Raw genomic sequence first — 26,486 nt, 5'->3', positions numbered from 1 at the left:
TAGTTATGCAAAAAGATAAGATTGTCGCAGGTCTTGATATCGGTACCACAAAAATCTGTGCTATCGTAGGCCGGTTAAACGAATTTGGTAAACTGGAGATACTGGGTATGGGCAAAGCTGTCTCCGAAGGAGTAGTGCAAGGAGTGGTGACCAACATCAATTCAACGGTTGCTGCAATCAAAACAGCTATTAAGGAAGCTGAGGAGCAGTCTGGTATTGATATCAGGGTTGTGAATGTAGGCATAGCTGGACAGCATATCAGAAGCTCTATACACCATGGTAGCATTACTAGAAACTCAAGTGAAGATGAAATCACCTTGGACGATATCAAGCGCTTGACCAATGATATGTACAGGACCGTTATGCCTTTTGGGCATGAGATCATTCATGTAATGCCTCAAATCTACACGGTCGATTACCAAGAAGGGATCAAAGATCCGGTGGGTATGATCGGTATTAGGTTAGAGGCAGATTTTCATGTGATTACCGCCATGGCCAATGCTATTTACAATATAAATAAATGTGTATATAGAGCAGGGCTGGAAATAGAAAATCTTATACTAGAACCACTGGCGTCTAGCATTGCAGTCCTTTCTGAAGAAGAGAAGGAGGAGGGTATTGTACTGGTAGACATTGGAGGAGGTACTACCGATGTAGCGGTGTTTTACGATGGGATTATCAGGCATACAGCAGTTATCCCATTCGGCGGTAATATCATCACTTCTGATATCAAGCAGGGCTTGATGGTGATGCAAAAACAAGCTGAGCGACTAAAAGTAAGATTTGGCAGGGCGCTTTCTGATAAAGCAGACCCTCGCGAAGTAATTTCTATTCCAGGGTTTAAAAATAGGCCGCCAAAGGAAATATCTGTTCTGAATCTGTCTAACATCGTTCAGGCAAGAATGGAGGAAATCATAGACCTGGTACATTCGGAGATTATCTGTTCAGGGTATGAAAACCGTTTGGCAGGTGGTATTGTGATTACCGGTGGCGGTTCACAGTTGCAGAACGTAAAGCAACTTTTTGAGTATATGACCGGCATGGATACTAGGATTGGATACCCGAATGAGCATTTGGGCAAGAGCCGTTTTGAAGAGGTGAAAAGTCCTATGTATGCAACTTCTGTCGGATTGGTCCTTTCGGGCTTTAAAGCTGTGGACGAAAGGGAAAATAAGTATTTAGAAATGAAAGATATACTTGACCCAACTCCTAAAAATGATAAGAAAGAGGGAAGTCAAGGAGAAAGTTTCTTTCAAAATGTAATTAAAAAAACAAAAGATTTTCTGATTAAAGACGTCGACGACACTGATTATTAAATCTGAATTTTTAGTTGAACTTTTAAAAAGTCAATAGCCATGATAGATTCTTCTTTTCAATTTGAAATGCCTCCTCACCATAAGTCTATTATTAAGGTGATCGGTGTAGGCGGTGGTGGCAGCAATGCTGTAAACCACATGTACAGTCTTGGAATTAAAGATGTAGATTTTGCGGTAAGCAATACAGACAAACAAGCTTTAAAAATAAGCCCCGTTCCTGTAAAATTGCAATTAGGCAATAATGAACTTGGAGCAGGGGGTAAGCCTGACAAAGGCCGGGAAGCTGCGATGGAAAGTCGCGAAGAAATAAGGGACTACCTTAGTGATAATACCAAAATGCTTTTTATCACTGCCGGAATGGGCGGTGGTACTGGTACTGGGGCAGCTCCTATAATTGCTAAAATCGCTCGTGAACTTGATATACTAACGGTAGGCATTGTTACTGCTCCTTTTGGTTTTGAAGGCAAAAGAAAAAAAATGTCTGCCGAGGAAGGTATTTCTGTGCTTAAAGAGCACTGCGATACTGTACTGGTCATTCTCAACGACAAGCTTAGAGAGCTTTTTAATAACCTGACCATTACACAGGCATTTGCAGAAGCTGATAACGTGTTAGCCACTGCAGCTAAAAGTATTGCTGAGATTATAACAGAAACAAGATATGTTAATGTTGACTTTGAGGATGTTAAAACCGTTTTAACTTCCTCTGGTGCAGCTGTAATGGGTTCTGCTGTGGCAGAAGGTGAAGGCCGTGCCCTTAAAGCAGCTGAAGAAGCTTTGTCTTCTCCTTTGTTGGACAATACCGACATTCGCGGAGCACGGAAAATTCTCCTTAGTATCACTTTTGGTGACAAGGAAGAATTGAGAATGGATGAGCTGGCTGAAATCACTGACTACATAGAAGAAAAAGCCGGTGATGATGCTGATGTTATCTGGGGCCAGGGGTGTGAACCGGCACTTGGTGGTGGAATACGTGTTACCGTTATTGCTACTGGCTTTGATGGTACGCCTGAACAGGTAAATGCCAGAAGGATTTATGACTTGGACTCTGAGAAAGAGGTAAGTCAGGAAAAGCCTCAGCTTTCGCGTCCTCAGGCTATGCCTACGTTCCATAGACCGGATGCTTCATTCAACAAATCTAATGAACACCGTAGAGAAGATGCGGCTCAGGAGCGCCCTTCTAAACCTGTGCCTCCGCAGCAGTCTCTTTTCGAAGAAGGTAAGGCAGATACACACGCTGATAATCAGTTTGTATCTAATAATGTCAACAATTCTTCTGTACCTGCTAATGACCAGCAAAATGAAGCAGAAAACGAAGAACTTAAGCGCAAACTTTACTTGCAGGCAAAGCAAAGAAGGGAAACGCTTAAGAATATGAATACAATGAACTTGCTGGATAAAGATGAATATAGAAACCGTCTTGAAGTTCCGGCTTATCAGAGAAAGAATGTTGAGTTAAAAGACATTCCTCATTCTTCTGAACGCCAGGTTTCTCGATTTACTTTAAATGATGATAATGAAATCTTAGGGAACAATAAATTTCTGCACGATAACGCAGATTAAGTTTAGAATATACAACAGGCGCATTGTAGCATGCTAAAAGCAATAGTTGAGTATAGTATTTTACATAGGTTCATTAAATTATTTTTTTATTTAGCAGCTTATGGTGCTTCCTTTTGTATACCTCCAAGGTTGTCATGGCTATAAAAAAGCCCGGAGTATTTCCGGGCTTTTTGTCAATACAGGTAACCAACCGTTATAGCAAAATAGTTATTATAAGCATTTCTGCCGTTTATGATCCCTAAAGGGGTTAGCCCGATATGGTTTCGTATGCTGAAAGAAAGGATTCGGTTGTCTGGTCGTTGGAAATCTATACCTGTTCCAAAAACAGCACCTAATTCAAGTAAATTGCGCCCTTCAATAGCGCCTCTCCTAAAACCTTCATCAGCATCTGCTATAGGATCTTGAAATTGTCTGGTTTGATAAGCCCTTACATTCAAGCCAATACTTGGGCCACCGAAAAAATTCATATATAATAAATGTGAGCCCATACTATATTTTGCCATTACCGGCATTTCTACATAGGGCTTCTTGGAAAATTAATCATTAAAAAATAAAAATTGTACTTTTCTAATAACATATAACTTCGTTTCTTTTTGTTATCGCTCTTTAACTCGTCTGAAATTTCCAATTTTGATGTTTATAGAGGGCAGGGACTAGGATAAATTTATATTTTTTGAGGATTGGACGCACCTATCCCTTGTAACTTTAATACTTTGTTATCAGTCTAAGCCACTTGTTGTAGATGTGGTGAGTCTTGGACGGATTTTCTTTTGGCTATTCTGGCAGCATTGGCGGTCATAATTCCAAAGAAAATCCAGACTCTTTCCGTTTTTTCCTGCCTTGCCTTTATCTTTCTTAATCCATAGTGTTCTTTCTCAACACCAAAACTCCCCTCCATAACCGTGGCCCGTTTTGCCCCTATTGCTGATTGAAGTACAGATTCAGCCTTGCCGTGTTTTTTAGGGCCTTTTTTGGGGAAGCAGGTAAATATTTTATTTTCTGTAAGAAAGTTGCGGTTGGCATTGGTAGCGTATATTTTGTCCGCACCTAATTGATGGCACTCTTTAAATATTCCTTTGTGCTTTGTTACACAGGTTTTTAACCTTGTCCCTTCATTAAATGCATCAAAACTGATGTGGTCTATTATATTGATTCCGTCAACCTGCATCATGTGTACCTTGGCTCCAAATTCAACAGGCTTGGTTTCCTTTCCCCTTATTATCGGCCTAAGGTAAGGCTTTGACAAACTTACTATTCTGTTTTTTAGTTCTTTGGCAGGGTTGCTTAGTAAAAAAGTTTGTTGCTCAAGTATCTTTTTTGAAGTTGACAAGTAATTTGCTTGCAGAGGGTTTAATGTGATTGATGGGTATGTTTCCAGTAATTCATCTAACTGCTTAAGCCCTTTTTCTAATAAATAAACCAATGACTTTCTTCGCTTTAGCCCTTTGTTATAAGTCTTTCGCCTTATACGGTCATAACCCAACTGAAGCTTCTTCTGGACAAAGTATTTGCTCCTGGGCCGGGCTATCTTTAATACCTTGCAATACTTATATAGCTGCTTTTCAAAAACAAACTTACAGCACTCCCAAAGAAGTTTTACGTCAGTTGGAAAGCGAACGTAGCTTTCATAACATGTAGCATCCATCAAAAGTACATGGGTATTGCCCATATCCTTTTTCCAGGCATTGACCAGGGCTCCTTGTACTTTATCCATATCGGCATGATCTGCTATATAGGTTCTAATCCGACTTACAATAGTCTTGTCTTTAACAATCTCATTGTTAAGATTTTTACCGCAAAAGAATTGGAGGCTAAAGTCGGTATTGAACCTCTCAATCAGCTTTTCATCGCTTAGGTTTAAATAGGCCTTTAAAAACATCAGGGCAAACATTCCCTTGTTGCTAAACCATCGTGGCGCCCCTACAGGACTATTTTGAGTAGGCAAACATTCTTCCAGGTCATCCCAAGGAATCGTATCATATATCTTCCCTAAGTCAGTTCCCTTAAAAATATGCCACTTGTAAGAATATTGGTACGGGTCTTGAAAAATAGATATCTGCATTGTACTTTTAAGAGTTGTTTTTTTTCTGATAAATCAAAAATAACAAAAGAAAAACCCCGAAAAAAGCCTTTTTGGCCTATTTTCGGGGTTTCTTTTTATTTTTTGACCGGTTCAGAATACTAATAGACAATCAGTTAACAATTTTCCAGTATCCCCTACATAGTCTAAGGTGTAAGTGTCTCTGAAGTGTTGTATACTTTGCCCTTCGTCTGTTTCCCATAAAGCCACTCCTACGGCACTGGTTCCTTTTCTTGTGTACAACAAGTCTGTCACTAACCCAAAATTTTCTGAAAATTGGTGGTTTATGGTGATACCTCCTGATAAAGCTGACGTACCCCGTGCATCGGCAAAGCCCGCATCGCTTATGCTGGCATTTCCAGCGCCAAACCTTAATCCGAATTTTGTCCCTTTTTTTTGTGCGCAAACATCACCTGCCAGTGCAATGAAAAGTAACAATGTAAGCCCTAAAATTTTTCTCATCCCGCATGTCTCTTTATTATAAAAACCGGAATGTAACCCTAGGGTTATAATGTTATGTTATAAATACATTTTTTGTATCTGCTTTTAACTAGGGAAGCTGAAAGAAGTATAGCCACAAGGCTCCTTTGTGATATAAAGATGTATAGGAACACATCGGATGTAAGGCTAAAAAGTAGGTTGTGTATTTTTGGCTAGCCTAACAGTTAATTATTACTCCAAACTTTCTCATTACTTGTGCACAAAAAAAGAAGTTATCGAAAAAACCCTTTTACCTATACCTCGTAAAGATTTTTAAGTATTAATGATTCAATATTTTTGGTGTTTTTCAACACGCACTAATAGCAGGTAAAGGTAATGTTATATTATTTACCCTGTTCAGGCAATTATTTTAAAGAAAAATATAATATAAGTCATATTTTATTCGGTCTCCATTGCAGAAGACATTCGCATTTTATATCTTTCAATCTTAAATAAATATATTTAGCTGGTAATCTCATGGAAGACAACAAAAATAATATGGGACAAGAAAGTACACCTTCTCAAGATAAAGGCTCTTCGCTAGCCTCAGAAAAGCAAGCTGGCTCTCCTAAAAGTGCTAAAGGGAAAGCTGACCAGAAAAAGGAAAAATCTTCAGGTATTGACGCTATGAAAGTTATTTTAATAGTGTTAGTACTTGGCCTAATGGGAGGTTTGGGGTATCTTGTTATGGTGCAGCAAGAACAAACTGAAGTCATTTCTACTCAAGAACAAACCATAGAACAAGAAGTAGCTGCGAAGAAAGCGGCTTTAAAAGAACTAGAGGAAAGGGTTGATGAACTGGAAGAGCTTCAGGAGAAGTATATAGCGCTTGGGGAAAAAAATGAGGAGCTGGAACTTGAAATAGAAGGCTTGAAAGCTGACTTGGAAAAATCTCGCCAGACCGCTAGCCTTGTGCCTGGTCTTAGAGGTAGATTGAACAGGTTAAACGGTGAATTGGCAACTTGGAAGAAGAAGTATGAAGAGATGAAGGCTGACCGTGATTCTTTGCATACATATAGCGAACAATTAGAAGGAGATAAAAGAGCTATGGGTGATACCCTTAGTAGCTTAAAAGAAGTAAAAACAGGGTTGGAAGAGAAGGTAGCTATCGCTTCTGTTCTACGTGCGGAGCCTGCTAAAATCAACGTGTTCAATGCACGAGGCAAAGAAGTGACTAAGACTCCATATAAAGCAAAGGCTATTGAGAATATTAAATTTAGCTTTAAGCTTATCGACAATCCTGTAGCGGAAAAAGGAAATAAGTTTTTTGCTTTAAGAGTTATTGAGCCTGACGGTTCTGTACTTTTTGACACTGGTACCGGAGGCGGAACCTTTAAATCTGGCGACAAGGAAATGTTCTATACATTGTCACAAGAAAAAATGTTTGACAACACCAGGCAAACAATCACTTTTGTTTACAAAAAAGGATCTTCTTATAAGTCAGGAAAACATACTGTAGAGCTTTTCTGTGACGGTGAGAAAATCGGAGAAGGTAACTTTAGGGTTAGGTAAGCTTGAAAACATTATAAAAATAGAAGCGGCAGTTCTCTTAGAGTTGCCGCTTTTTTTTTGGGGAAAACCATTTGCCCTGATTATGAACTAGGTCGCATCATGAGGAGTAAAATAACAATAAGTCAGCATTTTTTGTCGCAAGGACCGCAGCGTAGTTAAAACACAAATGTTAAGCGAAGCTACTGATTTGATTTATTTTGCCACGCAATAGAAAGTTCTCTTGAATACTTCAGGTTTATCCCTTACTCGTTCTTAATTAGCTCATGGATCAGTAAGCCTGTTTTTCCTCCTGTTACATCTTTAATTGAATAATTGTCCAAGATTTTTATAAATTCCTGATAGGCATGATCTGTGACCCATTTGAGCATACAATTGCCTTCCAAAAAACAAGCGGGTTCTTGACAGGAAATGAGCGGTTCGTTTTTTTCTAGCAAATTTATTAAGGTCCCAATCCTGATTTGGTCTGCAGGCTTGCTTAGATACAAACCACCGCCGGGTCCTCTTTTGGTTGTAAGCACCTTTTGAGCTGATAAAAACTGAACCACTTTTACCAAGTGGTTCCTTGAAATATTAAATTTCTCTGATAGTTCGGTTATGGTCGGGGCATTTTGCTCTTTTGTGGCTATGTACATAAGCACACGAAGACCATAATCGGTAAAGCGGTTCAGTTTCATAATCAGTTGTTTAGTTTAAAAAGAGATTGGCAGGGCCAAACTCTTCATAATGTATGGCTTCTTTGTTTACTCCTATAGAGGTTAAGTCGCCATGTACTTTTTCTATAAATGGAGCAGGACCACAAATATAGTAGTTTGCACCATCCTTTACGATTTCTTCTTTTAACTCACTAATGTTGATTAGGCCATGGTTGCAATTTTTTCCAGCTTGGTCTAAGTTTTCATAAAAATACTTTGTATTGAGTTCGATCTCTTCTGTGTACTTGTCTGTTAACTCCTTAAAAGCATGAACAGATGAATTTCTGCATCCATGTATCCAAGTGATGTCTTTTTTAGAATTATTTTTTGCAATATGCTCTAACATACTTATGAAAGGAGTTTGGCCTACGCCACCACTGATAAACACCAAAGGTGTATCCTTCTGGATATCTAGTACAAAATCTCCTGCTGGAGATGATACTTCAAGGATATCGCCTTCTTTAACTTTATTGTGAAGTTCGTTACTTACCATTCCTTCAGGGCAAATTTCTTTTGCTGGTTCTTTCTTTACCGATATACGGTAATACTCCCCGTTTGGTGCACTGGAAATGCTATATTGTCTCGGTTGAAACAAGTTAAGCTCTGGAAGGTATAATCTTATACTTAAATACTGGCCAGGAGTGAAGTCTGCCACTTTTCCGCCGTCTGATGGATATAAGTAAAAGGATGTAATCTCATCTGACTCCTTGACTTTCTTTTTGACATTGAACGGCCGCCAGCCAGTCCAGCCCCCTTCTTTGCTTACAGCTTCTTTATATAAACCATCTTCTAACCCTATTAGTATATCTGCTAACTGATTGTAGGCTACACCCCAAGCTTCTAGCAGCTCGGCACTTGCTCCATCTCCTAAAACTTCTTTGATAGAGGAAAGTAAGTGGTTGCCTACTATGGCATAGTGTTCTGGACGAATATCCAAGCTTTTATGCTTATGACCTATTTTAGTGACAGCATTTATTAAAACAGATGGGTCTTCTATATTTTCTGCATATGCTAAAACAGCCATAGCTAAAGACATTTGTTGCTTGCCACTTTGTTGATTGCCCATGTTAAAAACATTTTTTAACTCTGGATTGTGGCTAAACATCCTTTTGTAAAAATGGGAGGTCAAGGCTACTCCGTGTTCTTTTAGGATTGGTACAGTTGCTTTGATTAGTTCTTTTTGCTGTTTTGTAATCATAGGTTTTTCTCTTTTATTAATAGTTGCATCAAAAATGCAACTATTATAAATTTTTCGAAAATGATATAGGGTGTTTTTTTAGATGATGTATATCATTTTTTCATGCAAGATGGTGTACTATAGAAACTTGCACAGCTTTTGGGCTTGCTGCTCCTTGATTTTTTACCCCAAAAGGCATAAAAAAAGCCCTGAAACATATCGCTTCAGGGCTTTGGTATGATTTGAAATAGTGGATTTATTCTTTTAGCTCTATTGGCTCTTGAGTAACCTCTTCGGGTAATTCACTGGTCAATGTAGCAATAAACAGTTCAATTTTGGCTACATCATCGTCACTTAGTTCTTTGTTTAGGTTTAGTTGGGCCATGATTTTGATAGCATCACCCAAACTCTCTACGCTTCCATCGTGGAAATATGGGGCTGTTTTTTCGCAGTTTCTTAAAGAAGGAACTTTAAACATGAATTTATCTGCTTCATTATTGGTAACCAAGTAGCGGCCTTTGTCTATGTTTTTGCTGTTGGTCAAAGTCCAGTAATCCCCGAACAGGCCAAATTTTTGAAGCATGTTTCCTCCGAGCAATGCCCCAGAGTGGCAGGAAGTACAACCGGATTCCATATATACTTTCAGGCCTTGCTTCTCCTCAAAAGTCAATGCTTCCACATCACCTTCTAAATATTCGTCAAACCTGGAAGGGGTAACAAGGGTTCTTTCGAAAGCTCCTATCGCATTTTCGATGTTTCTGTATGTTAAAGGTTGCTCCTCGTCAGGAAAAGCTTTGGCAAACAAATTCTGATATAGTTCAATTTTAGAAAGTTTGTTTTCTAGGTAAGCTTCATCAGGAATGGCCATTTCTACAGGATTTAGAATAGGCATTCCCGCTTGTTCTTCTATAGTTTCTGCCCTTCCGTCCCAAAATTGGCTGGTGTGGAAGGCTGCGTTAAGTACAGTCGGGGAGTTTCTGTCTCCTGTCTGGCCTTTATGTCCTGGGGAAACTGAAAGGTTGTCTACCCCAAAAGTTGTTAGGTCATGGCAAGAGTTGCAACTTATATCATTATTTTTCGAAAGCCTTTTGTCGAAATATAACACTTTTCCGAGATGGACTTTTTCTTCTGTTAGCTTATTGTCTGGACTTTCGGCTACTTTCGGCAGTGGCTTAAAGAAGTTTCTCGCCTGTTCTCCTATTTCAGCTTCTAATTTTTCAGCCTCTTGTTGTTTTTTAAGCGCCTCTTGCTGTGCAATTTTTTCTTCTGAATCCCCACATCCTGCTATGAGAAATGTCAGAAGCATCAATGATAAAGCGGTCTTTTTCATCTTTTATATTATTCGAGAATAAATGTTGGTGTATTCAGCTTGTGTATACGTCAAAAGTACGATAAGTTTTCACCTTATCTTATGATATATATCAGCAAAACGGATAATAAATGTTGGTACATGTAATATGTTTTTATCTTTCAGCTAGAAAGGCTAAATTGCTTTTATGAAAGAAAAGATTTTTATAACTACATATGATGAAGAAAGCAAACGTAGTGTAGTTATAGACGAAGATGATCACGCTATTTGGGCATACTTGACATTGCCTGATGCCATGGAAGTGGACTTTCCTGGTTTTATATGTTCTGTAAAACAACCTGTAAGTGAAGTAGAAGACCCTTCCATCTATTTTAAACAAGGAGTTGCGCCACCCATCACAAAAAGTTTCTCAAATGAATTTACTTTCTTACCTGAAGTAAAGGCAAGTCAGTTTTCTGTCGAATGGGATGAACAAGCAAGCCATGTAAAGGTTTTGGTTAATGCTCAGGTTTTCCTGGTTATGGATTATGTAAACCGGTGTTCTTATAGTAAAGGTCTTAGTAGTGAGAGCCCCTATGGGCTTCCTCTTGATGAAAAGTAAACTAGTATATGGAAAAAATAGAAGTTATAAAAGGAGATATTACCAAAATACCTGTGGACGCTATTGTCAATGCAGCAAACTCTTCTTTAATGGGTGGAGGTGGAGTAGATGGGGCTATACATAGGGCAGGAGGACCTGAAATATTAGAAGAATGTAGGAAGATAGTAGCACGGCAGGGCGGGTGTGATACTGGAGAGGCTGTTATAACTACAGCAGGTAAATTACCTGCCAAATATGTTGTTCATACAGTAGGTCCAGTTTGGAATGGAGGTTCTAAAGGAGAGCCAGAAAAGCTTAGAAAGTGTTATGTCAACTCTTTACGCCTTGCGGAAGAAAATGGGTGTAAAACTGTGGCTTTCCCAAACATCAGTACAGGGGTGTATCGTTACCCTAAGCATGAGGCTGCCCAAATAGCAGTGGAGGAAGTAACTGGTTATCTACAGTCTTCTGATATCGAAAAGGTACTCTTTGTATGTTTTGATGAAGAAAACTTTCAGCATATAACTAATTGCTTGAAAAAATAGATTGGATGAATGCGGACTTAACCTTAAATAAGTTTTATACTTGCTTAAAATTGCAATCCCCAATGGCACCTCTGCTTGAGGTGTTTACGGCTTTTTGTCCTATCTTTATAATTTACAATATGATAAAAGACCTGTTTTATATGAATAATAAGATTTTAGCACCCTTTATTTTTTTATTTTATTTTAGTTGCAGTGCCCCTAATAAGAAAGCCTTGGACTCTTTCGTGTTTGACTATGAAAATGTCCTTGAGCCATCGGAAGTAGATAGGTTTGACGAATTGTTAAAAGCACACGAAGGTAAAACATCAAACGAAGTGGTGTTGGTAACAGTGGAAGATTATGGTGATAATGAAAACATGTTGATGTATAGCGTCAATTTTGGCCAGGAAAATGCAATAGGCAAAGCGGGAAAAGACAATGGAGTGATTATCGCATTTAGTAAGGCCAACCACGAAGCACGCATATCTACAGGTTATGGCGCAGAGCAAGTACTTGATGATGTTATAGCCAAGAATATTGTAGATAGCCTTATGGTCCCTCATTTTCAAGTCGGGCAATATGCGGAAGGGTTGTGGGCTGGAAGTAAAGCCGTAATTGATTTTCTGGAGAAACCTGAAAACGCTATTAAATAATTGTTTCTATTTGGCCTTAGATGGTTCCTAGGTCTAAACGTTGAGCTTTTTTCTCTATTTATATTTAACCAGGTTTTTAGCCATGTTGGTAAATATAAATAAATGGGCAGGGAATAACATGTACCAATAAATCCGCCCTTTTAACCCATAAGGTCTAAAGGTGGCGGTTTGCTTTAAGTACAGTCTTGCGTTTTGCTCTTCAATTTTAAATTCTAGCCAAGCCTCACCTGGTAGCTTCATTTCAGCAAACAGCAGCAACCTGGCAGATTGTTTGTCTGCCAGTATTACCCTCCAAAAGTCTAACGCATCACCATTTTGGATGTCATTAGGGTGTGTGCGGCCTCTTTTTAAACCTGTTCCACCAAACAGTTTATCTATAATGCCTCTTATTTTCCATAACGAATTGGCATAGTACCATCCCCTTTTCCCTCCTATAGACCAAATGTTGTTCAATACCCGCTCTTTGTCACGGCGGTCTATTTCCACTGTTCTTTTTTCTTTTAGCACACCATTTTCTGGTACATGTACAAAGTCCATTAGCCGGTCTTGTGCTGAGCTGCTTATAAACGAATCGCGCCAGCTAGAAACGATCATGTTGGGCTCTATTCTCTTAAATGTATTTCTGATAGATTGTTCATAAGAAATAGGTTTTGTGTCCAGCATTTCTCCCAACCTATTGTCTTTGCATACTACTTCTACCTGCATGCTTTCTACTAAATTTACAGCTATTCTATAGTTTACAGAGGTTATGAAATACAGCCAGTAAGAAGACAGTCTTGGTGTCATAAGGGGTATGGTGAAAATATACCTTTTAAGCTTTCTCACCTTGGCGTACTCCAGCAACATTTCTTTATATGTCAATATGTCTGTCCCTCCGATGTCGAATGTTTCATTCAAGCAGGCGGGGTTTAGCATCACTCCATTTAAATACCCAATGACATCTTCCAGTGCTATAGGCTGGCACCTTGTATTCAGCCATGCCGGCGCAATCATTAGCGGTAATTTTTCTACCAAGTCCCGGATTATCTCAAAAGAGGCACTGCCCGATCCAACAATAATGGCAGCTCTTAATACCGTAAGGGGAATTGGTGAATTCTTTAAGACCCTTTCTACATTCTTTCTTGACCTTAAGTGCGGGGAGAGGTTTTTTTCATTTACTATACCTGTCAAAAAAATAATCTGTTTGGCAGATGCTAATTCACAGTGTTGTAAGAAATGCCGGGCCGATTGTTTTTCCATCTCTTCAAAGCCATGTACTGAGGCGGCTAAAGAGTGTATAAGATAAAATGCTACATCAAAATTTTTTGGCGCTTTTTTGATGTCTACTGGCTTGAGAAAATCTACTTCAAATAGCGTAACATTAGGATATTTTAGGAGGTATTGAGCCCTTTTTTTATTTCTTACGCAACAAATTACTTCATGGCCTTCTTTTATAAGCATTGGCAAAAGATGCTTGCCTATATATCCATTGGCTCCTGTTAGTAGAACTTTCATTTGTGTTGATGCCTGTGAGATAGTTTAACTGGATATTAAAAGGTTTGTTAAAGTGAATAATAAGGCTTTCTTTTGATAAATTTCCTTTTTATGAAGAGAATATTGATTCTGGGTTTAGGTACCTTGCTTTTTTTTGGAGTTGGGGGCATTTTAATTATAGAGTTTTTGCAAGATAATCGTTTTGTAGATGTTTTGTTGGATGGGTGGAGTATCGAACTACAGTTGCTTGTTGGTTTGACCGCAGGGCTCATTTCTGCCGGTATCGCCCTGTTTATTATTACTCGAAAGTTTTTTCAGAAAGAGCGGACGTTTTATTATAATATGATTTCGAAGCTAGGCTTAAACCTTCCCGCAATTCTATTTATTTCTTTATGCGCAGGGATTGGCGAAGAAATTTTTTTTCGTGCAGGTATTCAGCCTTTTTTGGGTGTATGGCTTACCTCAATTTTGTTCGTGCTTCTGCATGGCTACCTTAACCCTAGAAACCCACGTATAACAATTTATGGTAGCGTAATGGTCTTTATAATAGCTGGGTTCGGCTACCTTTTTGAGCATGTTGGGCTTATATCGGTAATGACTGCCCACGCTGTATTTGACATGGTTTTGTTTCTTAAAATTCAAGGCAGCATTTCCAATAGTTAGGGTTGCTTAATATAGAATTACCCATTTAAGTCTTTAGGAAGTAATAAGTTTTTAGTACAATAAAATGCTTTACGGCCTTCCTTAAATGGCGGTATGTGCCATTGTTAGAAAATAAGGCGGCCATTGATGAAATTGCGTTAAGAACTTTATAACCATGGAGCGGCCAAAAAATTTGCTGTTTGAGCCCGACGCAAGGAGGGTGAGTTTCATTCCGATAGCTATCGGAATAGCGTAATGGTTATAAAGTTTAGCAAATTTCAGGGCCTTGACTTTTTTGCTTACTTTTTTTGTCTAAGAAAAAAAGTAAGGCCTTGCCGGCGAGGCAAAAGTAACTAAACGAGTCTATGTAAGCTGATAAAGCATAAGATATCTAAATGGGTAACCCTGTTATTTTATTTGAGTATTAATATACATTTAGATGTCCTTTTTTAATGACGATCTATTGTTGAAAATATAATGGGCAATAGTATAGGTCGGCGATCATATAAGCTGAGCACTTGAGAACTTTTCAGCAGGTGCTAAAAGTTTATTTAATTGGGTTGGCATGAGATATTTGTTTTATCCTAAAACTTCTCATGTATATTCTGAGTTTAACCTGAAATATGCATGAGAACTTTCTTTTGCCCCTTATAACGAAATCTAATGCATAACCCAGGTTAAATTAGTTTTTCTTAGGTAAAATGTTTTAGTTTTGAAGAGACGGAAAGGAAAATGCCTTGAACTTGGAGGTGAAATGTTTTGACGTTTAACAAAATGAAAGAAGTAAAAATAGGTGTATTGAGAGAAGGCAAAACGCCTCCTGATAAACGCGTTCCTCTTTTGCCTCATCAATGTAGGGAGGTAATGGATAAGTGGCCAAATGTACAGGTGTTTGTACAGCCTAGCGATATTAGGTGCGTACACAATAGAGAATATACTAGTGAAGGTATTCCTCTGAAGGAAGATCTGTCTGACTGTGATATTCTTTTAGGGGTTAAAGAAGTACCTATGCATTTGCTTATTCCAGGGAAAACGTATTTGTTCTTTTCTCATACGTTAAAAAAGCAGCCTCAAAACCAAAAGCTTCTACAAACTGTTTTGCAGCAAGATATTAGGCTCATAGATTATGAATGCCTTACTGAGAAAGGTGGCAATAGGATTATTGCTTTTGGGCGTTTTGCCGGAATAGTTGGTGCGTACAACGCTTTTTTACTTTATGGCAAAAGGTTTCAACTTTTTGATCTTGACAGGGCTTTTCAATGTGGCGAGTTGGCAGAGCTTTATGAAGAAATGGAAAAAATAAAACTGCCACCTATAAAAATTATTTTGACTGGTTCTGGCAGAGTTTCCAAAGGATCGGAGGAAGTGTTGAGCGCTCTGAACATTCGTAAAGTTTCGGTTCAAGAATATCTTGAAAAAGAGTTTGACGAAGCCGTTTACGTTCAGTTGAGTTCGGCTGATTACTATGAAAAAAAGGACGGTAAACCTTTTGACCGTAAAGACTTTCATCAACACCCTCAAAACTACCAGTCCTCTTTCAAGAAGTTTTTAGATAAAACAGATATGTTAATTGCAGGTGCATATTGGGATCCCGCTGCGCCTGTTTTGTTTACAAAGGAAGATATGAAGGATCCTGGTTTTCGTATTAAAGTTATAGCCGATATAACTTGCGATATTGATGGTTCTATACCTTCTACAATTAAGTCGTGCTCGATTCTCGAGCCTGCCTATGACTATAACCCTGAGACAGGTTTGATGGAGGCACCGTTTTCTGATGATAATAATGTAACTGTCATGGCGGTTGACAACCTGCCAGGAGAACTTCCCAGAGATGCCTCAAAAGAGTTTGGTAATCAATTGATAAATAATGTACTTCCTTTATTGCTAGGTGAAGACAAAGATCAGACTATCGCACGTGGTACCATTGCTGATCATGGGAAACTTACCCCTGGATTTAGTTATTTATCTGACTATGCGGGGCTGTAGATAGTGTTGATTGTCAATTATATTCGCTAATGCGGTTATGCGATTTTTTTAATCAAAATGATATCGTAACTTTGTATAGTTAAATATCTGAAACTGCATGGACAAATATTCTTATGTATCCAACGCTCATGTGAGTTATATCGATGAGCTTTACCAATCGTATAAAACTGATCCTCAGTCGGTAGACATAAGCTGGCAGAAATTTTTTGAGGGCTTTGAATTTTCACAGGCTAACTACCTTAGCAACGGGAAAACTTCCGGTAAAGGCGTAAGTACAGTCGTTGCCAATGGGGCTAAAGCAATAGCTCCTGTTGATGATAATACTTCCAAAGAAGTAAGGGTTAGGTACCTGATTCATGCCTACAGGAGCAGAGGCCACTTAAAATCGAAGACCAACCCGGTTAGGCAAAGAAGAGACAGAAAAGCTTTGCTGGATTTGCACGATTTCGGACTTTCCGAGGCCGATATGCAAACCACTTTTCAAGCTGGCGAGGAAATCGGTATAGGGCCTGCTACGCTGGAAAAGATCGTTCAAAGCCTTAAATATATTTACGAAGGTACAGTAGGTTTTGAATACACCTATATCCGCGAGCCAGATATCCTTGAGTGGTTCAAGACCAAAGTAGAAAAGGACTCCCTCAGCTTTAACCCTCCTGTAGAACAAAAAAGAAGGATACTTTCTAAACTAAACGAAGCAGTTGTTTTTGAAAACTTCCTCCATACAAAATATATAGGTCAAAAGAGATTTTCACTGGAAGGTGGAGAGACTACCATACCTGCTTTAGATGCCATTATCAATAAAGGTGCTGAACTTGGCGTAGAGGAGGTCGTGATTGGTATGGCGCACAGGGGACGTTTAAATGTCCTTGCCAATATCATGGGCAAAACCTATGAGCAGATATTTAACGAATTTGAAGGTACGGCTGTGCCTGACCTGACCATGGGCGATGGAGACGTAAAATATCACATGGGGTATTCCAGTGAAGTAGAAACAGAGTCAGGAAAGAAGGTTAACCTAAAGCTTTCGCCTAATCCATCGCACCTTGAAGCGGTTGACCCTGTGGTGATGGGATTTTGTCGTGCCAAAGGAGATCGGTTGTACCAAAAAGACTATAACAAAATTCTCCCTATTCTTATTCACGGCGATGCGGCTGTGGCCGGTCAGGGAATTGTTTATGAAATTGCCCAAATGTCCAAACTTCAAGGATATAGTGTGGGCGGTACTATTCACTTTGTTATCAACAACCAGGTAGGTTTTACGACCGATTTTGATGACGCACGTTCTAGTATTTATTCAACAGATGTGGCTAAGGTAGTGGATGCGCCTGTTCTTCACGTGAGCGGCGATGATCCTGAAGCGGTTGTTTTTTGTGTCAAGTTAGCCACTGAATTCAGACAAAAGTTCCAGAGAGACATCTATGTTGATATGGTGTGCTACAGAAGGCATGGCCATAACGAAAGTGATGAACCTAAGTTTACGCAGCCTTCACTTTACAATGTGATTTCAAGGCATCCTAATCCTAGGGAAATATATAACAAGAAGCTTATAGAAAAAGGCCATGTAGACGCAGAGCTTGCCAAAAAGATGGACAAAGAGTTCCGTGGTAACCTGCAAGACAGACTGAGCATGGTCAAGCAAAAGACCCTTCCTTATACTTTCCAGAAAATGGAAAAGGAATGGTTGGAGCTTAGAAGATCAACATTGGATGACTTCAAAAAATCTCCTGATACGGGAGTTTCTCAAGAAGTGATCGATCAGGTAGGGAAAGCGCTTACTACTATCCCTGAAGGATTTAAGCCACTAAAGCAAATAGAGAAATTGCTCAAGGATAGGAAAGACCAGTTCTTTGAGAAGAAGGTGCTCAATTGGGCATCTGCTGAACTTCTTGCCTATGGCTCTTTATTGAAAGAAAGGAAGATTGTTAGGATGAGTGGGCAGGATGTGCAAAGAGGTACTTTCTCTCACAGGCATGCTGTATTGAAAGACGCTGAAACCAACCAATCGTATCACTCACTTAATCACATTTCTGAGAACCAGCATAAGTTCAGAATATACAACTCTTTGCTATCAGAGTATGGCGTTCTAGGCTTCGAGTATGGATATGCTATGGCAAACCCAAATGCATTGGTTATTTGGGAAGCACAGTTTGGAGATTTCGCCAATGGTTGCCAGGTAATGATCGACCAGTTTATTTCTAGTGCAGAAAGTAAGTGGCAGCGTATGAATGGATTGGTTATGCTTTTGCCTCATGGTTATGAAGGTCAAGGGCCAGAACACTCCAGTGCAAGGCTTGAAAGGTTCTTGCAGTCATCTGCTAACATGAACTGGGTTATTGCCAATGTTACCGTTCCATCAAACTTCTTCCACTTATTGAGAAGACAGTTGGCTTGGCCGTTTAGAAAGCCTTTGGTGGTTATGTCGCCAAAATCTTTATTAAGACACCCTAAGGTAGTTTCTCCTATTGAAGAATTTATGCAGGGTGGCTTCAAGGAAGTTATTGATGACAATTATGTAGACAAGCCATCTGACGTTAAGAAGCTTCTCCTTTGTTCAGGTAAAGTATATTTTGATTTACTTGAAGAGCAGCAAAACCAGAAGAGAAAAGATGTGGCTATTGTAAGGCTTGAACAGCTTTTCCCGCTTCCTATTACCCAACTTGAGGAAGTATTTAATAAGTACAATAACGCTAAAGTGGTATGGGTACAGGAAGAACCTAATAATATGGGTGCTTGGGAGTATATCTTGAGAAGATTATATAAGACAGTAGACCTCGATGTGATTTCAAGAGAACCGGCTGCTTCGCCTGCTGTAGGTTATAGCAAGGCGCATATGGACAAGCAGGAAGAAATTGTGAGAGAGGCATTTAAATAAATTTAACCTTTTTTAACCTAAATAAAACTACCAAATGGCATTAGAAATGAAAGTCCCTACAGTAGGGGAATCAATAACAGAGGTAACCATAGCCAAATGGAATAAACAAGATGGTGACTATGTAGAAGCGGATGAAATAATCTGTGAGCTTGAATCTGACAAAGCTACTTTTGAGCTTAATGCTGAGACTTCAGGGACATTAAAGATAATAGCTGCCGAAGGTGATACACTTGAAATTGGCGCTACTATTTGTGAAATTGACGAATCTGGCGCGCCTGCTAAAGGAGATGAAAAACCTGCCGCTGAAACAGCTGCGCCTGCTACTTCTGGTGGTGGAAAAGGCGAGGTGATGGAAATGAAAGTGCCAGCCGTTGGCGAATCTATCACTGAAGTTACTATCGCTAATTGGTTAAAGGGGAGTGGTGATTTTGTAGAAATAGATGACGTCTTATGTGAGATTGAGTCCGACAAGGCAACTTTCGAACTTACGGCTGAGGCAACAGGTATTTTGTCTATTGTTGCGGAGGAAGGCGAAACGTTGGAAATTGGTGCTACTATTTGTAAAATTGAAGTTACTGACGCTGCGCCTGCTGGTGCAGCCAAAGAGTCTGTTTCGACTGAGCAAAGCGCCCCTGCTGCTTCTGAAGGAAACTATGCTTCTGGTCACGCATCTCCGGCTGCTGGTAAGATCCTTGCAGAAAAAGGTATTTCGCCAGAGCAAGTGAAAGGTACGGGCAAAGACGGTAGGATTACTAAAGAGGATGCTCTTGCTGCCAAAAAACCTGCGCCTGCTGCTGAGAAGCCTAAATCTGCACCTGCTCCTACACCAGCTCCTGCTGTAGGTGGCGAAAGGGAACAGCGCAGACAAAAGATGACCAGCTTGCGTAAGACTATTTCTAAGAGATTGGTTGCTGTGAAGAACGAAACGGCCATGCTTACTACTTTTAATGAAGTAGACATGAAGCCCGTTATGGATCTTCGCTCTAAATATAAAGAACAGTTTAAAGACAAGTATCAGGTAGGACTTGGTTTCATGTCTTTCTTTACAAAGGCTTGTTGTATGGCTCTTCAGGAGTTTCCTGCAGTAAATGCCATGATTGATGGAGATGAAATTGTTTACAACGACTTCTGTGATGTATCTATAGCCGTTTCTGCTCCTAAAGGACTTGTGGTTCCTGTTATCAGAAACGCAGAGTCTATGAGCTTTGACGGAATCGAGAAGGAAATCATCAGGCTTGCAACCAGGGCTAGGGACAACAAGTTGACTATTGACGAAATGACCGGTGGTACTTTCACCATTACCAACGGAGGTATCTTTGGTTCTATGTTGTCAACACCAATTATCAATGCACCTCAGTCTGCTATTTTGGGCATGCACAATATCGTTCAGCGTCCTGTGGCGGTAAATGGTGAAGTGGTAATTAGACCTATTATGTATGTAGCACTTTCTTATGACCATAGAATAATAGATGGACGTGAGTCTGTAGGCTTTTTGGTAAGGGTTAAGCAATTGCTTGAAGACCCTTCCAGATTACTTTTAGGAATATAATTTTATTTTATAATCTAAGGTGCCTGTAATGGGCACCTTTTTAAATTTTTGAGATTATGCAATATGATGTAACTATTATAGGTTCAGGCCCTGGCGGATATGTTGCTGCTATCAGATGTGCACAACTTGGTTTAAAAACTGCACTTGTAGAAAAATATGACACACTGGGAGGTACTTGCCTAAATGTAGGATGTATCCCTTCTAAAGCTCTGCTAGATTCTTCAGAGCATTATCATAATGCGGCACACACTTTTGGTACGCATGGTATAGAGTTAAAAGACCTTAAAGTAAACCTCAAGCAAATGATTGGCCGCAAGTCTGAAGTGGTCAAGCAGACGTGTGATGGCATCAACTATTTGATGAAAAAGAACAAAATCGATGTACATCATGGTTTAGGGAGTTTTGTTGATAAAAATACTGTAAAAATTACAGCTGGTGACGGCAAAACCACTGAAATAAAGACTGGTAAAGCAATTATTGCTACAGGATCAAAACCTTCAACTTTGCCAGGTATTGAGATAGATAAGAAAAGGGTAATTACTTCTACCGAAGCATTGAACCTGACGGAAGTTCCTAAAGAGCTAGTTATTATTGGGGGCGGTGTAATAGGTTTGGAGCTAGGCTCTGTATATGCCAGGTTAGGTACCAAGGTTAAAGTTATTGAGTATATGGACTCTTTGATCCCGACCATGGACAAAGCCTTGGGCAAGGAACTACAGAGAGTTCTTAAGAAAACGTTGGGTTTTGAGTTTTTCTTTAAGCACAAAGTTAAATCAGCAGTTGCCAAAGGCAAGGCGGCAGTTATTAAAGCAGATGATAGCAAAGGCAATGAAGTAGAGTTCAAGGCAGACTATTGCTTGGTATCCGTAGGTCGTAGGCCTTATACAGACGGTCTTGGTCTGGAAAACATAGGTGTAAAAACGGATAACCGTGGACGTATAGAGGTAAATGAACACTTACAAACTTCTGCGCCTAATATTTATGCTATAGGTGATGTGATCAAAGGTGCAATGTTGGCCCATAAGGCAGAAGAAGAAGGGGTATTTGTTGCGGAGTCGATGGCTGGACAGAAGCCTCATATCAATTATCTGTTGATTCCTGGCGTTGTGTATACTTGGCCTGAGGTTGCGGCAGTAGGTTATACAGAAGAGCAGCTTAAAGAAGCTGGTAGAGCTTATAAAACTGGGTCGTTCCCTTTCAAAGCTTCTGGTAGGGCAAGGGCTAGTATGGATACAGATGGTTTTGTGAAAGTACTGGCGGATAAGCAAACGGATGAGATTCTGGGGGTTCATATGATTGGGCCAAGAGCTGCCGATATGATCGCGGAAGCTGTGGTTGCCATGGAATATAGGGCTTCTGCAGAAGACATTGCAAGAATGTCGCACGCACACCCAACGTTCACCGAGTCTATGAAAGAGGCTTGCCTTGCAGCAACAGAAAATCGCGCTGTGCATATTTAAGTTAGTTCATTTGAACTTAATCAGTATATTAGAGGAGAAGCAAAGCTTCTCCTTTTTTGTTGCGCAGCGACTGATCTGGAGTTGTTTTGCTAATTAATAGAAAGTTCTAATGCATATTCCAGGTTAAACCTCCCTAGCAAAACGAGCTGTTCATTGTGAACCTATATAGATAGCCAGTGTTGGATTACTATAAGAAGTGCTTGCGTAGTATATGATGGATTTAGTAATGTTTTTCAGATTTTGCCAATATCATTATGTCAGCCACCCTTGATGATATGGAGTCTTACGAGTTTTTTCAAGCCGATATGGATGTATGGCTTGAAGAATTCCTTAGCACCTTACATGTTTTGGATAGTCAGGTGCTGTTTCTGCATGCCTACATAGAATATGTATGCTTTTTTAGGATGATTGATAATGTGTCAGATTTGAACGAGAAAGTGGTAAACGATTTTTTAGCTTTTAGAAAAGTAGGTGGCTTTGAAGAAAAAGAAGCTTTAGAGCTTTTGGAAAAATACCAGTTGTTTATAAAGAAAAAAGCCGGTTTGATATCCGGCTAGCTATTACTTAAAATTCGATATCTACGATTGATTTCGTAGGAATATTTAAGCCTCCTTTAAGAGAAATAAATTCATCATTGGCAGACCAGATAGTAGTTTCTACTGCCATAAGATCACTTTTGTCCGTTTGAAATACCAGTTTTACTTTATTTTTATAACCATTTCCTAATGCCTCGGCTTTTTTCAGGTAAATGGTTCTTAATCTTTTTTGGGCAGGATCTGTCAAGACATCGTCTTTAGTAAACTTTAATTGCCCTATGGACTCCTTCTCAACGACAGTAACAGGTTTCTGTAAGATTCTCATATGGTCTATTTGGTTAAGGTTCTGGAAAAAAAATTAACTATTTACTCAATAAGCGTAAAATTGTTGTAATAGTGTTTTACCAACAAAAGGGTTAAAATGTTACAATTTTTCTTAATTCTGTTACAAAAATCATGCAAATCTTTCTTTAAAAAATTATTTTTTTATTTGTAAATATATATGATAGAGAGGTTTTGGAGGAAATGCACTTTAAGTAAATTTTTAGGGAAAATGTTTAGAATATTTTTTCTTATCGTTTTTCCTAATTTTTGATATTATGTGTATTATTGTTTAATGATGTATAAAGTTGTATAGGGTTATATGGATAAATTTATAACAGTAGGAGAAGCTGCTAAAATATTAAAAGTAAGTCCAGAAACACTAAGACGCTGGGATAAATCTGGGAAGTTTGCCAGCACCCGTCATCCTATTAATAACTACCGGGTATATTCTGAGAGTCAACTGCTTTCCTTAGTTGAGGAGCTTAAGCTAGATATTAGTCAAACAACTAAGACTTCAGAAAAACCTTTTCCTTATTTTGAAACTAAAGTCGGGAAGCTTTTTCATATGGATGCTGTTGATTTTTTGAAAAATATTGAGGACGCATCTGTAGATTTAGTTTTTGCGGATCCTCCGTATAATATTAAAAAGGCTGTTTGGGACACTTTCGCTTCTCAAAAAGAGTATGTTAATTGGAGCATGGAGTGGATTAGAGAAGCGCATAGAATTCTGAGTGACAGAGGTTCATTGTACATATGTGGATTTTCAGAAATACTTGCAGATCTTAAATGGGCTAGTGCCAGCATGTTTAAAGGTTGTAAGTGGCTTGTTTGGTTTTATAGAAATAAAGGAAACCTAGGAAACGACTGGGGACGGTCTCATGAAAGCATACTTCACTTTCGTAAATCAGAAAATTATATATATCATATAGATGAGGTTCGTATTCCTTATAATGACCATACGTTAAAGTATCCGAAAAGGAAACAGGCTGAAACATCTCAGTTTGGTAATGGCAAGAAATCTGAATATGTATGGGAGCCTAACCCTTTAGGAGCTAAACCTAAAGATGTTTTTGAAATCCCTACTATCTCCAATGGGAGCTGGGAAAAAACACCTCATCCTACACAGAAGCCCCTAGAGTTATTAAGAAGAATTATCTTAAGCTCATCTAACCCCGATAGTACTATTGTAGATCCTTTTGGAGGGTCAGGCACCACTTATGCAGTTGCTGAAGCTTATGGACGATCCTGGCTTGGCTGTGACCTGAGCAAAGAGTACTGCCAGTTGATTAAGTCCCGGTTAGGGGACAAGGACTTTATTTCGAGGGTGCTTTCCATGAAAGATGAAACTGATTCACAATTACGCCGCATAAAATTAAGAGGTGGAGAGCAAAGTGGTTAAATCCGTGGTAATGAGCTCTGAAAATGGTTTTATATGTGCATTGTATGGTTCCTTTTGAGCATTAGGAGGTGGGTCTAAATAATATACTCCGTCCAAGGGAGTAAGGAACTTGTTATACACCATAAATAGCCCTGATACTAAGGTAAAGCTGATATTGTCCTGTTCTTTTCGTTGGACATCATTTAAAAATATACCAATAAATTTTAGTTTATGCTTTACAAATCTTTCAAGTAGAATTTTATCAATAAATATTTTTCCCATTCGGTCTTTAGAAGTAGTTTTTACAGACACAACTATTTCGTTTTCATCTAATGAAGTGCTGCTCGACGAACGACCTTCTGGGGAAAGGATAAGGTCGTTTTCACATACATAGTTCTTTACGCCTTGGTCAGTTTCATAAGGGATTTTAAGTACAACCCTCTTATTGGGAATTCCAATTTCAGAAAATACCACCTTAATTAACTCCTCAAACCTGTTGCCTGCATGTTTTCTTCCACTGTTGGGGTTAACTAATAAGTCTAAGCCAGCGCCTATAGACTGCTGTATTGTATATAAAACACTATTTATAGTGTTTTTTTCCTCCGAAGAAAATGTTAGGTGATGGCTTTTGATTTTCCTGTTTACCTCTAATAGTTTCTCAAAGCCCTCAGAAAAACGGTCTGGGTTGTTTATAAAAAGCTTATAATTTATTGGCCTTAAATACTTCTTAGTTTCTGCTATTATTGAAGAATAGATAAGGTAGTCGCCTTTTTTTTCAGAACTGGATAATACATGCGGAAGATAGTTAAGTACCCTTAATGTTATATCCTTAAATTCTTGCAAAGTATTTTTCTTTCGTTGTAAGTCTTGTTCTAAGGATAGCATTTATTTCATTCTTTTGGATGTGCAATTTGAGAATAATTAACTAAATATTCCATTAAAAGGAGCTATTAACTCAATGATTATTTTAACGGATTTAGAAACTTTATTGCTGACTTGAGGGTAATTAGTTTTTTTAGCTTAGATTGTCCAGTAGGCCTAATTTCGGCCTTTTGTATGACCTGAGTATCTCCTGGTTCAAATTGACCCTTATATGACAGAATTAAAATTTTATTTAAACAAACTTCATAATTTACAGTACCGCGGTGATTGGAAAGAGCCTTATGGTCACATTTATAGTGAAGTGCGCACTTTAATATATAATGCGTATACGCTAAGGAAAAACTTTTATTTAGAGGAGCTGGATAAATACCATAAGCAGATGATGAGGCTCCCTTACATACAAAATAATGAAGACAAGTTGCAGTTTCGAAGGGTGCAGAAACACTTGATTGACTTATTGTACCTGATTAAAGAAGAGAATAAGAAAATATATATTGTGTACGGCAAAGATTCCTCCATGAAAGATAAGGTAAGTTCTTTTCTGGGAAGACTTCGTCTCGATTTTGTGGTGGTGGATTATGAAGATAAAGGCAAAACCTATCTAGACTTTCACGAGGCTGCCAAAGATTGTGAGTATGCTGTGGTACTTTTGTCTGCCGACAACCATGTTAAGTCTGCTGCACAAGGAGCAGATGTTTATCGCGCTAGTCAAAAGGTGCTTTTTCAACTAGGATATTTTTTGGCCAATGCTGGTAGAAAAAATGTTATCCTTTTCCGTTCAGCTTCTAAGTTTATTGAAACTCCTTTTGACTTTACTGGTCTTGCTTATAACGAGTTTGATATGCAAGGGGATTGGAAAAAAACGCTTGTTTCCCACTTAAAGGCTTCTGGTGTTTACATTGATGAAGGCTTGGTCGCCAATTTATAATTGGTCGCCAATTTATAATAGGTACTAGTCTGTCCAGTTGTATGCCGGATACAGCAGGGATAATGATGAACAATATAGGCTTCTGGTAGTTTTTTAGCTCAAAAGCTAACTTTTACTTATGAAGTATTTGTCATTGTTATTCTTTGTTATGTTCGTAGGTTTTTGTGCAGTTCAATATAATGACCCCGACCCGTATGTTTGGGTTCCTATATATGGGTATGCTGCGGTTATGTGCTGGATGTCATTTAAGGGGAAGTTTAATTTTTACATGTTGGGTGTTAGCGCTGTAATTTATTTAATTGGTGCAGCCTTTCAATTTCCCCCTTCACTGGTGGAATATTACGAAGCAGAGATGTCGCAAAAATCTTTAGGAATGCACGCTTTGGGTGTAGAAGAGGCCAGAGAAGCTGGCGGATTGTTGATTTCAGGGGCTGTAATGCTCTTGTTAATGTGCTATGGCAGGCGTACAAAAACTGAAGAAGATGTTAAACCCAAAAAGATTATGAGCAATATTCCCGAACAGATGGACGTGTAAAGCTTTAGTATAAACTTGGTTTTAATTGCACCCTGTCA

The 26,486-nt window shown here is 38.9% G+C and carries 24 protein-coding genes; 15 read left to right on the top strand and 9 right to left on the bottom strand.

What is annotated here, in order from left to right; all coding sequences use genetic code 11:
- Positions 1-5: 5 nt before the first annotated feature.
- Positions 6-1,316 (top strand): cell division protein FtsA, encoded by a 1,311-nt coding sequence (gene ftsA, locus RCC89_20375; GenBank protein ID WMJ75496.1) that lies wholly within the window; start codon positions 6-8, stop codon positions 1,314-1,316.
- Positions 1,317-1,355: 39 nt separating this feature from the next.
- Positions 1,356-2,876 (top strand): cell division protein FtsZ, encoded by a 1,521-nt coding sequence (ftsZ, locus tag RCC89_20370; GenBank protein ID WMJ75495.1) that lies wholly within the window; start codon positions 1,356-1,358, stop codon positions 2,874-2,876.
- A gap of 173 nt (positions 2,877-3,049) precedes the next feature.
- Here the strand turns inward: ftsZ and RCC89_20365 are convergent, their stop codons facing one another.
- The 3 genes from RCC89_20365 to RCC89_20355 all read right to left on the bottom strand — a co-directional run bounded on the left by RCC89_20365 (position 3,050) and on the right by RCC89_20355 (position 5,418).
- On the bottom strand, positions 3,050-3,388 hold the full coding sequence (locus tag RCC89_20365) for a hypothetical protein (protein WMJ75494.1): 339 nt from the start codon (positions 3,386-3,388) through the stop codon (positions 3,050-3,052).
- A gap of 212 nt (positions 3,389-3,600) precedes the next feature.
- Positions 3,601-4,938 carry a transposase gene (locus tag RCC89_20360; protein WMJ75493.1) on the bottom strand — a complete coding sequence of 446 codons (1,338 nt, stop codon included), beginning with the start codon at positions 4,936-4,938 and terminating at the stop codon, positions 3,601-3,603.
- Positions 4,939-5,049: 111 nt separating this feature from the next.
- Positions 5,050-5,418: a hypothetical protein gene (locus tag RCC89_20355; protein WMJ75492.1), complete on the bottom strand. Its 369-nt coding sequence runs from the start codon at positions 5,416-5,418 to the stop codon at positions 5,050-5,052.
- Positions 5,419-5,913: 495 nt separating this feature from the next.
- Here RCC89_20355 and RCC89_20350 point away from each other — a divergent pair, with 495 nt between their 5' ends.
- Positions 5,914-6,948, top strand: coding sequence for a hypothetical protein (locus tag RCC89_20350; protein ID WMJ75491.1), 1,035 nt, complete (start codon positions 5,914-5,916; stop codon positions 6,946-6,948).
- Positions 6,949-7,190: 242 nt separating this feature from the next.
- On the opposite strand, the gene RCC89_20345 is transcribed toward RCC89_20350, so the two are convergent.
- The 3 genes from RCC89_20345 to RCC89_20335 form a co-directional block, all read right to left on the bottom strand.
- Positions 7,191-7,622: an Rrf2 family transcriptional regulator gene (locus RCC89_20345; protein WMJ75490.1), complete on the bottom strand. Its 432-nt coding sequence runs from the start codon at positions 7,620-7,622 to the stop codon at positions 7,191-7,193.
- 10 nt (positions 7,623-7,632) lie between these two features.
- The gene (gene hmpA / locus RCC89_20340; protein WMJ75489.1) at positions 7,633-8,838 is read right to left on the bottom strand and encodes an NO-inducible flavohemoprotein; all 1,206 of its coding nucleotides are present in this window, start codon (positions 8,836-8,838) and stop codon (positions 7,633-7,635) included.
- Positions 8,839-9,073: 235 nt separating this feature from the next.
- Positions 9,074-10,147 (bottom strand): cytochrome-c peroxidase, encoded by a 1,074-nt coding sequence (locus RCC89_20335; GenBank protein ID WMJ75488.1) that lies wholly within the window; start codon positions 10,145-10,147, stop codon positions 9,074-9,076.
- Between the two features lie 166 nt (positions 10,148-10,313).
- On the opposite strand from RCC89_20335, the gene RCC89_20330 reads away from it, so the two are divergent.
- From RCC89_20330 to RCC89_20320, 3 genes are all read left to right on the top strand, one after another.
- Positions 10,314-10,727: a hypothetical protein gene (locus RCC89_20330; GenBank protein WMJ75487.1), complete on the top strand. Its 414-nt coding sequence runs from the start codon at positions 10,314-10,316 to the stop codon at positions 10,725-10,727.
- A gap of 8 nt (positions 10,728-10,735) precedes the next feature.
- Positions 10,736-11,251, top strand: coding sequence for an O-acetyl-ADP-ribose deacetylase (locus tag RCC89_20325; GenBank protein ID WMJ75486.1), 516 nt, complete (start codon positions 10,736-10,738; stop codon positions 11,249-11,251).
- 140 nt (positions 11,252-11,391) lie between these two features.
- On the top strand, positions 11,392-11,883 hold the full coding sequence (locus RCC89_20320; protein WMJ75485.1) for a TPM domain-containing protein: 492 nt from the start codon (positions 11,392-11,394) through the stop codon (positions 11,881-11,883).
- Between the two features lie 54 nt (positions 11,884-11,937).
- Here RCC89_20320 and RCC89_20315 read toward each other — a convergent pair whose 3' ends face one another.
- Complete coding sequence (locus tag RCC89_20315) at positions 11,938-13,377, bottom strand: SDR family oxidoreductase (GenBank protein ID WMJ75484.1); 1,440 nt, start codon at positions 13,375-13,377, stop codon at positions 11,938-11,940.
- A 90-nt stretch (positions 13,378-13,467) separates the two neighbouring features.
- On the opposite strand from RCC89_20315, the gene RCC89_20310 reads away from it, so the two are divergent.
- The 6 genes from RCC89_20310 (at position 13,468) to RCC89_20285 (ending at position 22,422) form a co-directional block, all read left to right on the top strand.
- A complete protein-coding gene (locus RCC89_20310) occupies positions 13,468-14,019 on the top strand; it encodes a CPBP family intramembrane glutamic endopeptidase (protein ID WMJ75483.1) in 552 nt (183 codons plus the stop codon).
- A gap of 753 nt (positions 14,020-14,772) precedes the next feature.
- Entirely contained in the window at positions 14,773-15,984 is a 1,212-nt protein-coding gene (locus RCC89_20305) for an NAD(P)-dependent oxidoreductase (GenBank protein ID WMJ75482.1), read from the top strand.
- 97 nt (positions 15,985-16,081) lie between these two features.
- Complete coding sequence (locus RCC89_20300) at positions 16,082-18,856, top strand: 2-oxoglutarate dehydrogenase E1 component (GenBank protein ID WMJ75481.1); 2,775 nt, start codon at positions 16,082-16,084, stop codon at positions 18,854-18,856.
- 34 nt (positions 18,857-18,890) lie between these two features.
- Positions 18,891-20,405 carry a 2-oxoglutarate dehydrogenase complex dihydrolipoyllysine-residue succinyltransferase gene (gene odhB, locus RCC89_20295; GenBank protein ID WMJ75480.1) on the top strand — a complete coding sequence of 505 codons (1,515 nt, stop codon included), beginning with the start codon at positions 18,891-18,893 and terminating at the stop codon, positions 20,403-20,405.
- Positions 20,406-20,461: 56 nt separating this feature from the next.
- Positions 20,462-21,865 carry a dihydrolipoyl dehydrogenase gene (gene lpdA / locus RCC89_20290; GenBank protein ID WMJ75479.1) on the top strand — a complete coding sequence of 468 codons (1,404 nt, stop codon included), beginning with the start codon at positions 20,462-20,464 and terminating at the stop codon, positions 21,863-21,865.
- A 254-nt stretch (positions 21,866-22,119) separates the two neighbouring features.
- A complete protein-coding gene (locus RCC89_20285; GenBank protein WMJ75478.1) occupies positions 22,120-22,422 on the top strand; it encodes a hypothetical protein in 303 nt (100 codons plus the stop codon).
- Positions 22,423-22,429: 7 nt separating this feature from the next.
- Here RCC89_20285 and RCC89_20280 read toward each other — a convergent pair whose 3' ends face one another.
- Complete coding sequence (locus RCC89_20280) at positions 22,430-22,726, bottom strand: hypothetical protein (GenBank protein WMJ75477.1); 297 nt, start codon at positions 22,724-22,726, stop codon at positions 22,430-22,432.
- A 318-nt stretch (positions 22,727-23,044) separates the two neighbouring features.
- Between RCC89_20280 and RCC89_20275 the strand changes: the two genes are divergently transcribed.
- The gene (locus tag RCC89_20275) at positions 23,045-24,124 is read left to right on the top strand and encodes a DNA methyltransferase (protein ID WMJ75476.1); all 1,080 of its coding nucleotides are present in this window, start codon (positions 23,045-23,047) and stop codon (positions 24,122-24,124) included.
- On the opposite strand, the gene RCC89_20270 is transcribed toward RCC89_20275, so the two are convergent.
- The gene (locus RCC89_20270; GenBank protein ID WMJ75475.1) at positions 24,098-24,988 is read right to left on the bottom strand and encodes a hypothetical protein; all 891 of its coding nucleotides are present in this window, start codon (positions 24,986-24,988) and stop codon (positions 24,098-24,100) included. The genes RCC89_20275 and RCC89_20270 overlap by 27 nt on opposite strands.
- A gap of 208 nt (positions 24,989-25,196) precedes the next feature.
- On the opposite strand from RCC89_20270, the gene RCC89_20265 reads away from it, so the two are divergent.
- Both RCC89_20265 and RCC89_20260 read left to right on the top strand, forming a co-directional pair.
- Entirely contained in the window at positions 25,197-25,913 is a 717-nt protein-coding gene (locus RCC89_20265) for a nucleotide-binding protein (protein WMJ75474.1), read from the top strand.
- Between the two features lie 118 nt (positions 25,914-26,031).
- The gene (locus RCC89_20260; GenBank protein ID WMJ75473.1) at positions 26,032-26,448 is read left to right on the top strand and encodes a transmembrane 220 family protein; all 417 of its coding nucleotides are present in this window, start codon (positions 26,032-26,034) and stop codon (positions 26,446-26,448) included.
- Positions 26,449-26,486: the final 38 nt, after the last annotated feature.

The sequence above is a fragment of the Cytophagaceae bacterium ABcell3 genome (assembly GCA_030913385.1).
Lineage (GTDB): Bacteria > Bacteroidota > Bacteroidia > Cytophagales > Cytophagaceae > ABcell3.
Note: the sequence above shows the minus strand (reverse complement) of the source record. Positions and strands in the feature narration are given on the sequence as shown.

Excerpts from the sequence above, each read along its gene's own strand:
- RCC89_20300 (WMJ75481.1), top strand. The coding sequence starts at position 16,082 with ATGGACAAATATTCTTATGTATCCAACGCTCATGTGAGTTATATCGAT.
- RCC89_20285 (WMJ75478.1), top strand. The coding sequence starts at position 22,120 with ATGTCAGCCACCCTTGATGATATGGAGTCTTACGAGTTTTTTCAAGCC.
- RCC89_20270 (WMJ75475.1), bottom strand. The coding sequence starts at position 24,988 with ATGCTATCCTTAGAACAAGACTTACAACGAAAGAAAAATACTTTGCAA.
- RCC89_20365 (WMJ75494.1), bottom strand. The coding sequence starts at position 3,388 with ATGCCGGTAATGGCAAAATATAGTATGGGCTCACATTTATTATATATG.
- RCC89_20355 (WMJ75492.1), bottom strand. The coding sequence starts at position 5,418 with ATGAGAAAAATTTTAGGGCTTACATTGTTACTTTTCATTGCACTGGCA.
- RCC89_20260 (WMJ75473.1), top strand. The coding sequence starts at position 26,032 with ATGAAGTATTTGTCATTGTTATTCTTTGTTATGTTCGTAGGTTTTTGT.
- RCC89_20265 (WMJ75474.1), top strand. The coding sequence starts at position 25,197 with ATGACAGAATTAAAATTTTATTTAAACAAACTTCATAATTTACAGTAC.
- RCC89_20305 (WMJ75482.1), top strand. The coding sequence starts at position 14,773 with ATGAAAGAAGTAAAAATAGGTGTATTGAGAGAAGGCAAAACGCCTCCT.
- RCC89_20350 (WMJ75491.1), top strand. The coding sequence starts at position 5,914 with ATGGAAGACAACAAAAATAATATGGGACAAGAAAGTACACCTTCTCAA.
- RCC89_20345 (WMJ75490.1), bottom strand. The coding sequence starts at position 7,622 with ATGAAACTGAACCGCTTTACCGATTATGGTCTTCGTGTGCTTATGTAC.
- RCC89_20360 (WMJ75493.1), bottom strand. The coding sequence starts at position 4,938 with ATGCAGATATCTATTTTTCAAGACCCGTACCAATATTCTTACAAGTGG.
- RCC89_20330 (WMJ75487.1), top strand. The coding sequence starts at position 10,314 with ATGAAAGAAAAGATTTTTATAACTACATATGATGAAGAAAGCAAACGT.
- RCC89_20310 (WMJ75483.1), top strand. The coding sequence starts at position 13,468 with ATGAAGAGAATATTGATTCTGGGTTTAGGTACCTTGCTTTTTTTTGGA.
- RCC89_20325 (WMJ75486.1), top strand. The coding sequence starts at position 10,736 with ATGGAAAAAATAGAAGTTATAAAAGGAGATATTACCAAAATACCTGTG.
- hmpA (WMJ75489.1), bottom strand. The coding sequence starts at position 8,838 with ATGATTACAAAACAGCAAAAAGAACTAATCAAAGCAACTGTACCAATC.
- RCC89_20335 (WMJ75488.1), bottom strand. The coding sequence starts at position 10,147 with ATGAAAAAGACCGCTTTATCATTGATGCTTCTGACATTTCTCATAGCA.
- ftsA (WMJ75496.1), top strand. The coding sequence starts at position 6 with ATGCAAAAAGATAAGATTGTCGCAGGTCTTGATATCGGTACCACAAAA.
- RCC89_20275 (WMJ75476.1), top strand. The coding sequence starts at position 23,045 with ATGGATAAATTTATAACAGTAGGAGAAGCTGCTAAAATATTAAAAGTA.
- RCC89_20280 (WMJ75477.1), bottom strand. The coding sequence starts at position 22,726 with ATGAGAATCTTACAGAAACCTGTTACTGTCGTTGAGAAGGAGTCCATA.
- RCC89_20320 (WMJ75485.1), top strand. The coding sequence starts at position 11,392 with ATGAATAATAAGATTTTAGCACCCTTTATTTTTTTATTTTATTTTAGT.
- lpdA (WMJ75479.1), top strand. The coding sequence starts at position 20,462 with ATGCAATATGATGTAACTATTATAGGTTCAGGCCCTGGCGGATATGTT.
- odhB (WMJ75480.1), top strand. The coding sequence starts at position 18,891 with ATGGCATTAGAAATGAAAGTCCCTACAGTAGGGGAATCAATAACAGAG.
- RCC89_20315 (WMJ75484.1), bottom strand. The coding sequence starts at position 13,377 with ATGAAAGTTCTACTAACAGGAGCCAATGGATATATAGGCAAGCATCTT.
- ftsZ (WMJ75495.1), top strand. The coding sequence starts at position 1,356 with ATGATAGATTCTTCTTTTCAATTTGAAATGCCTCCTCACCATAAGTCT.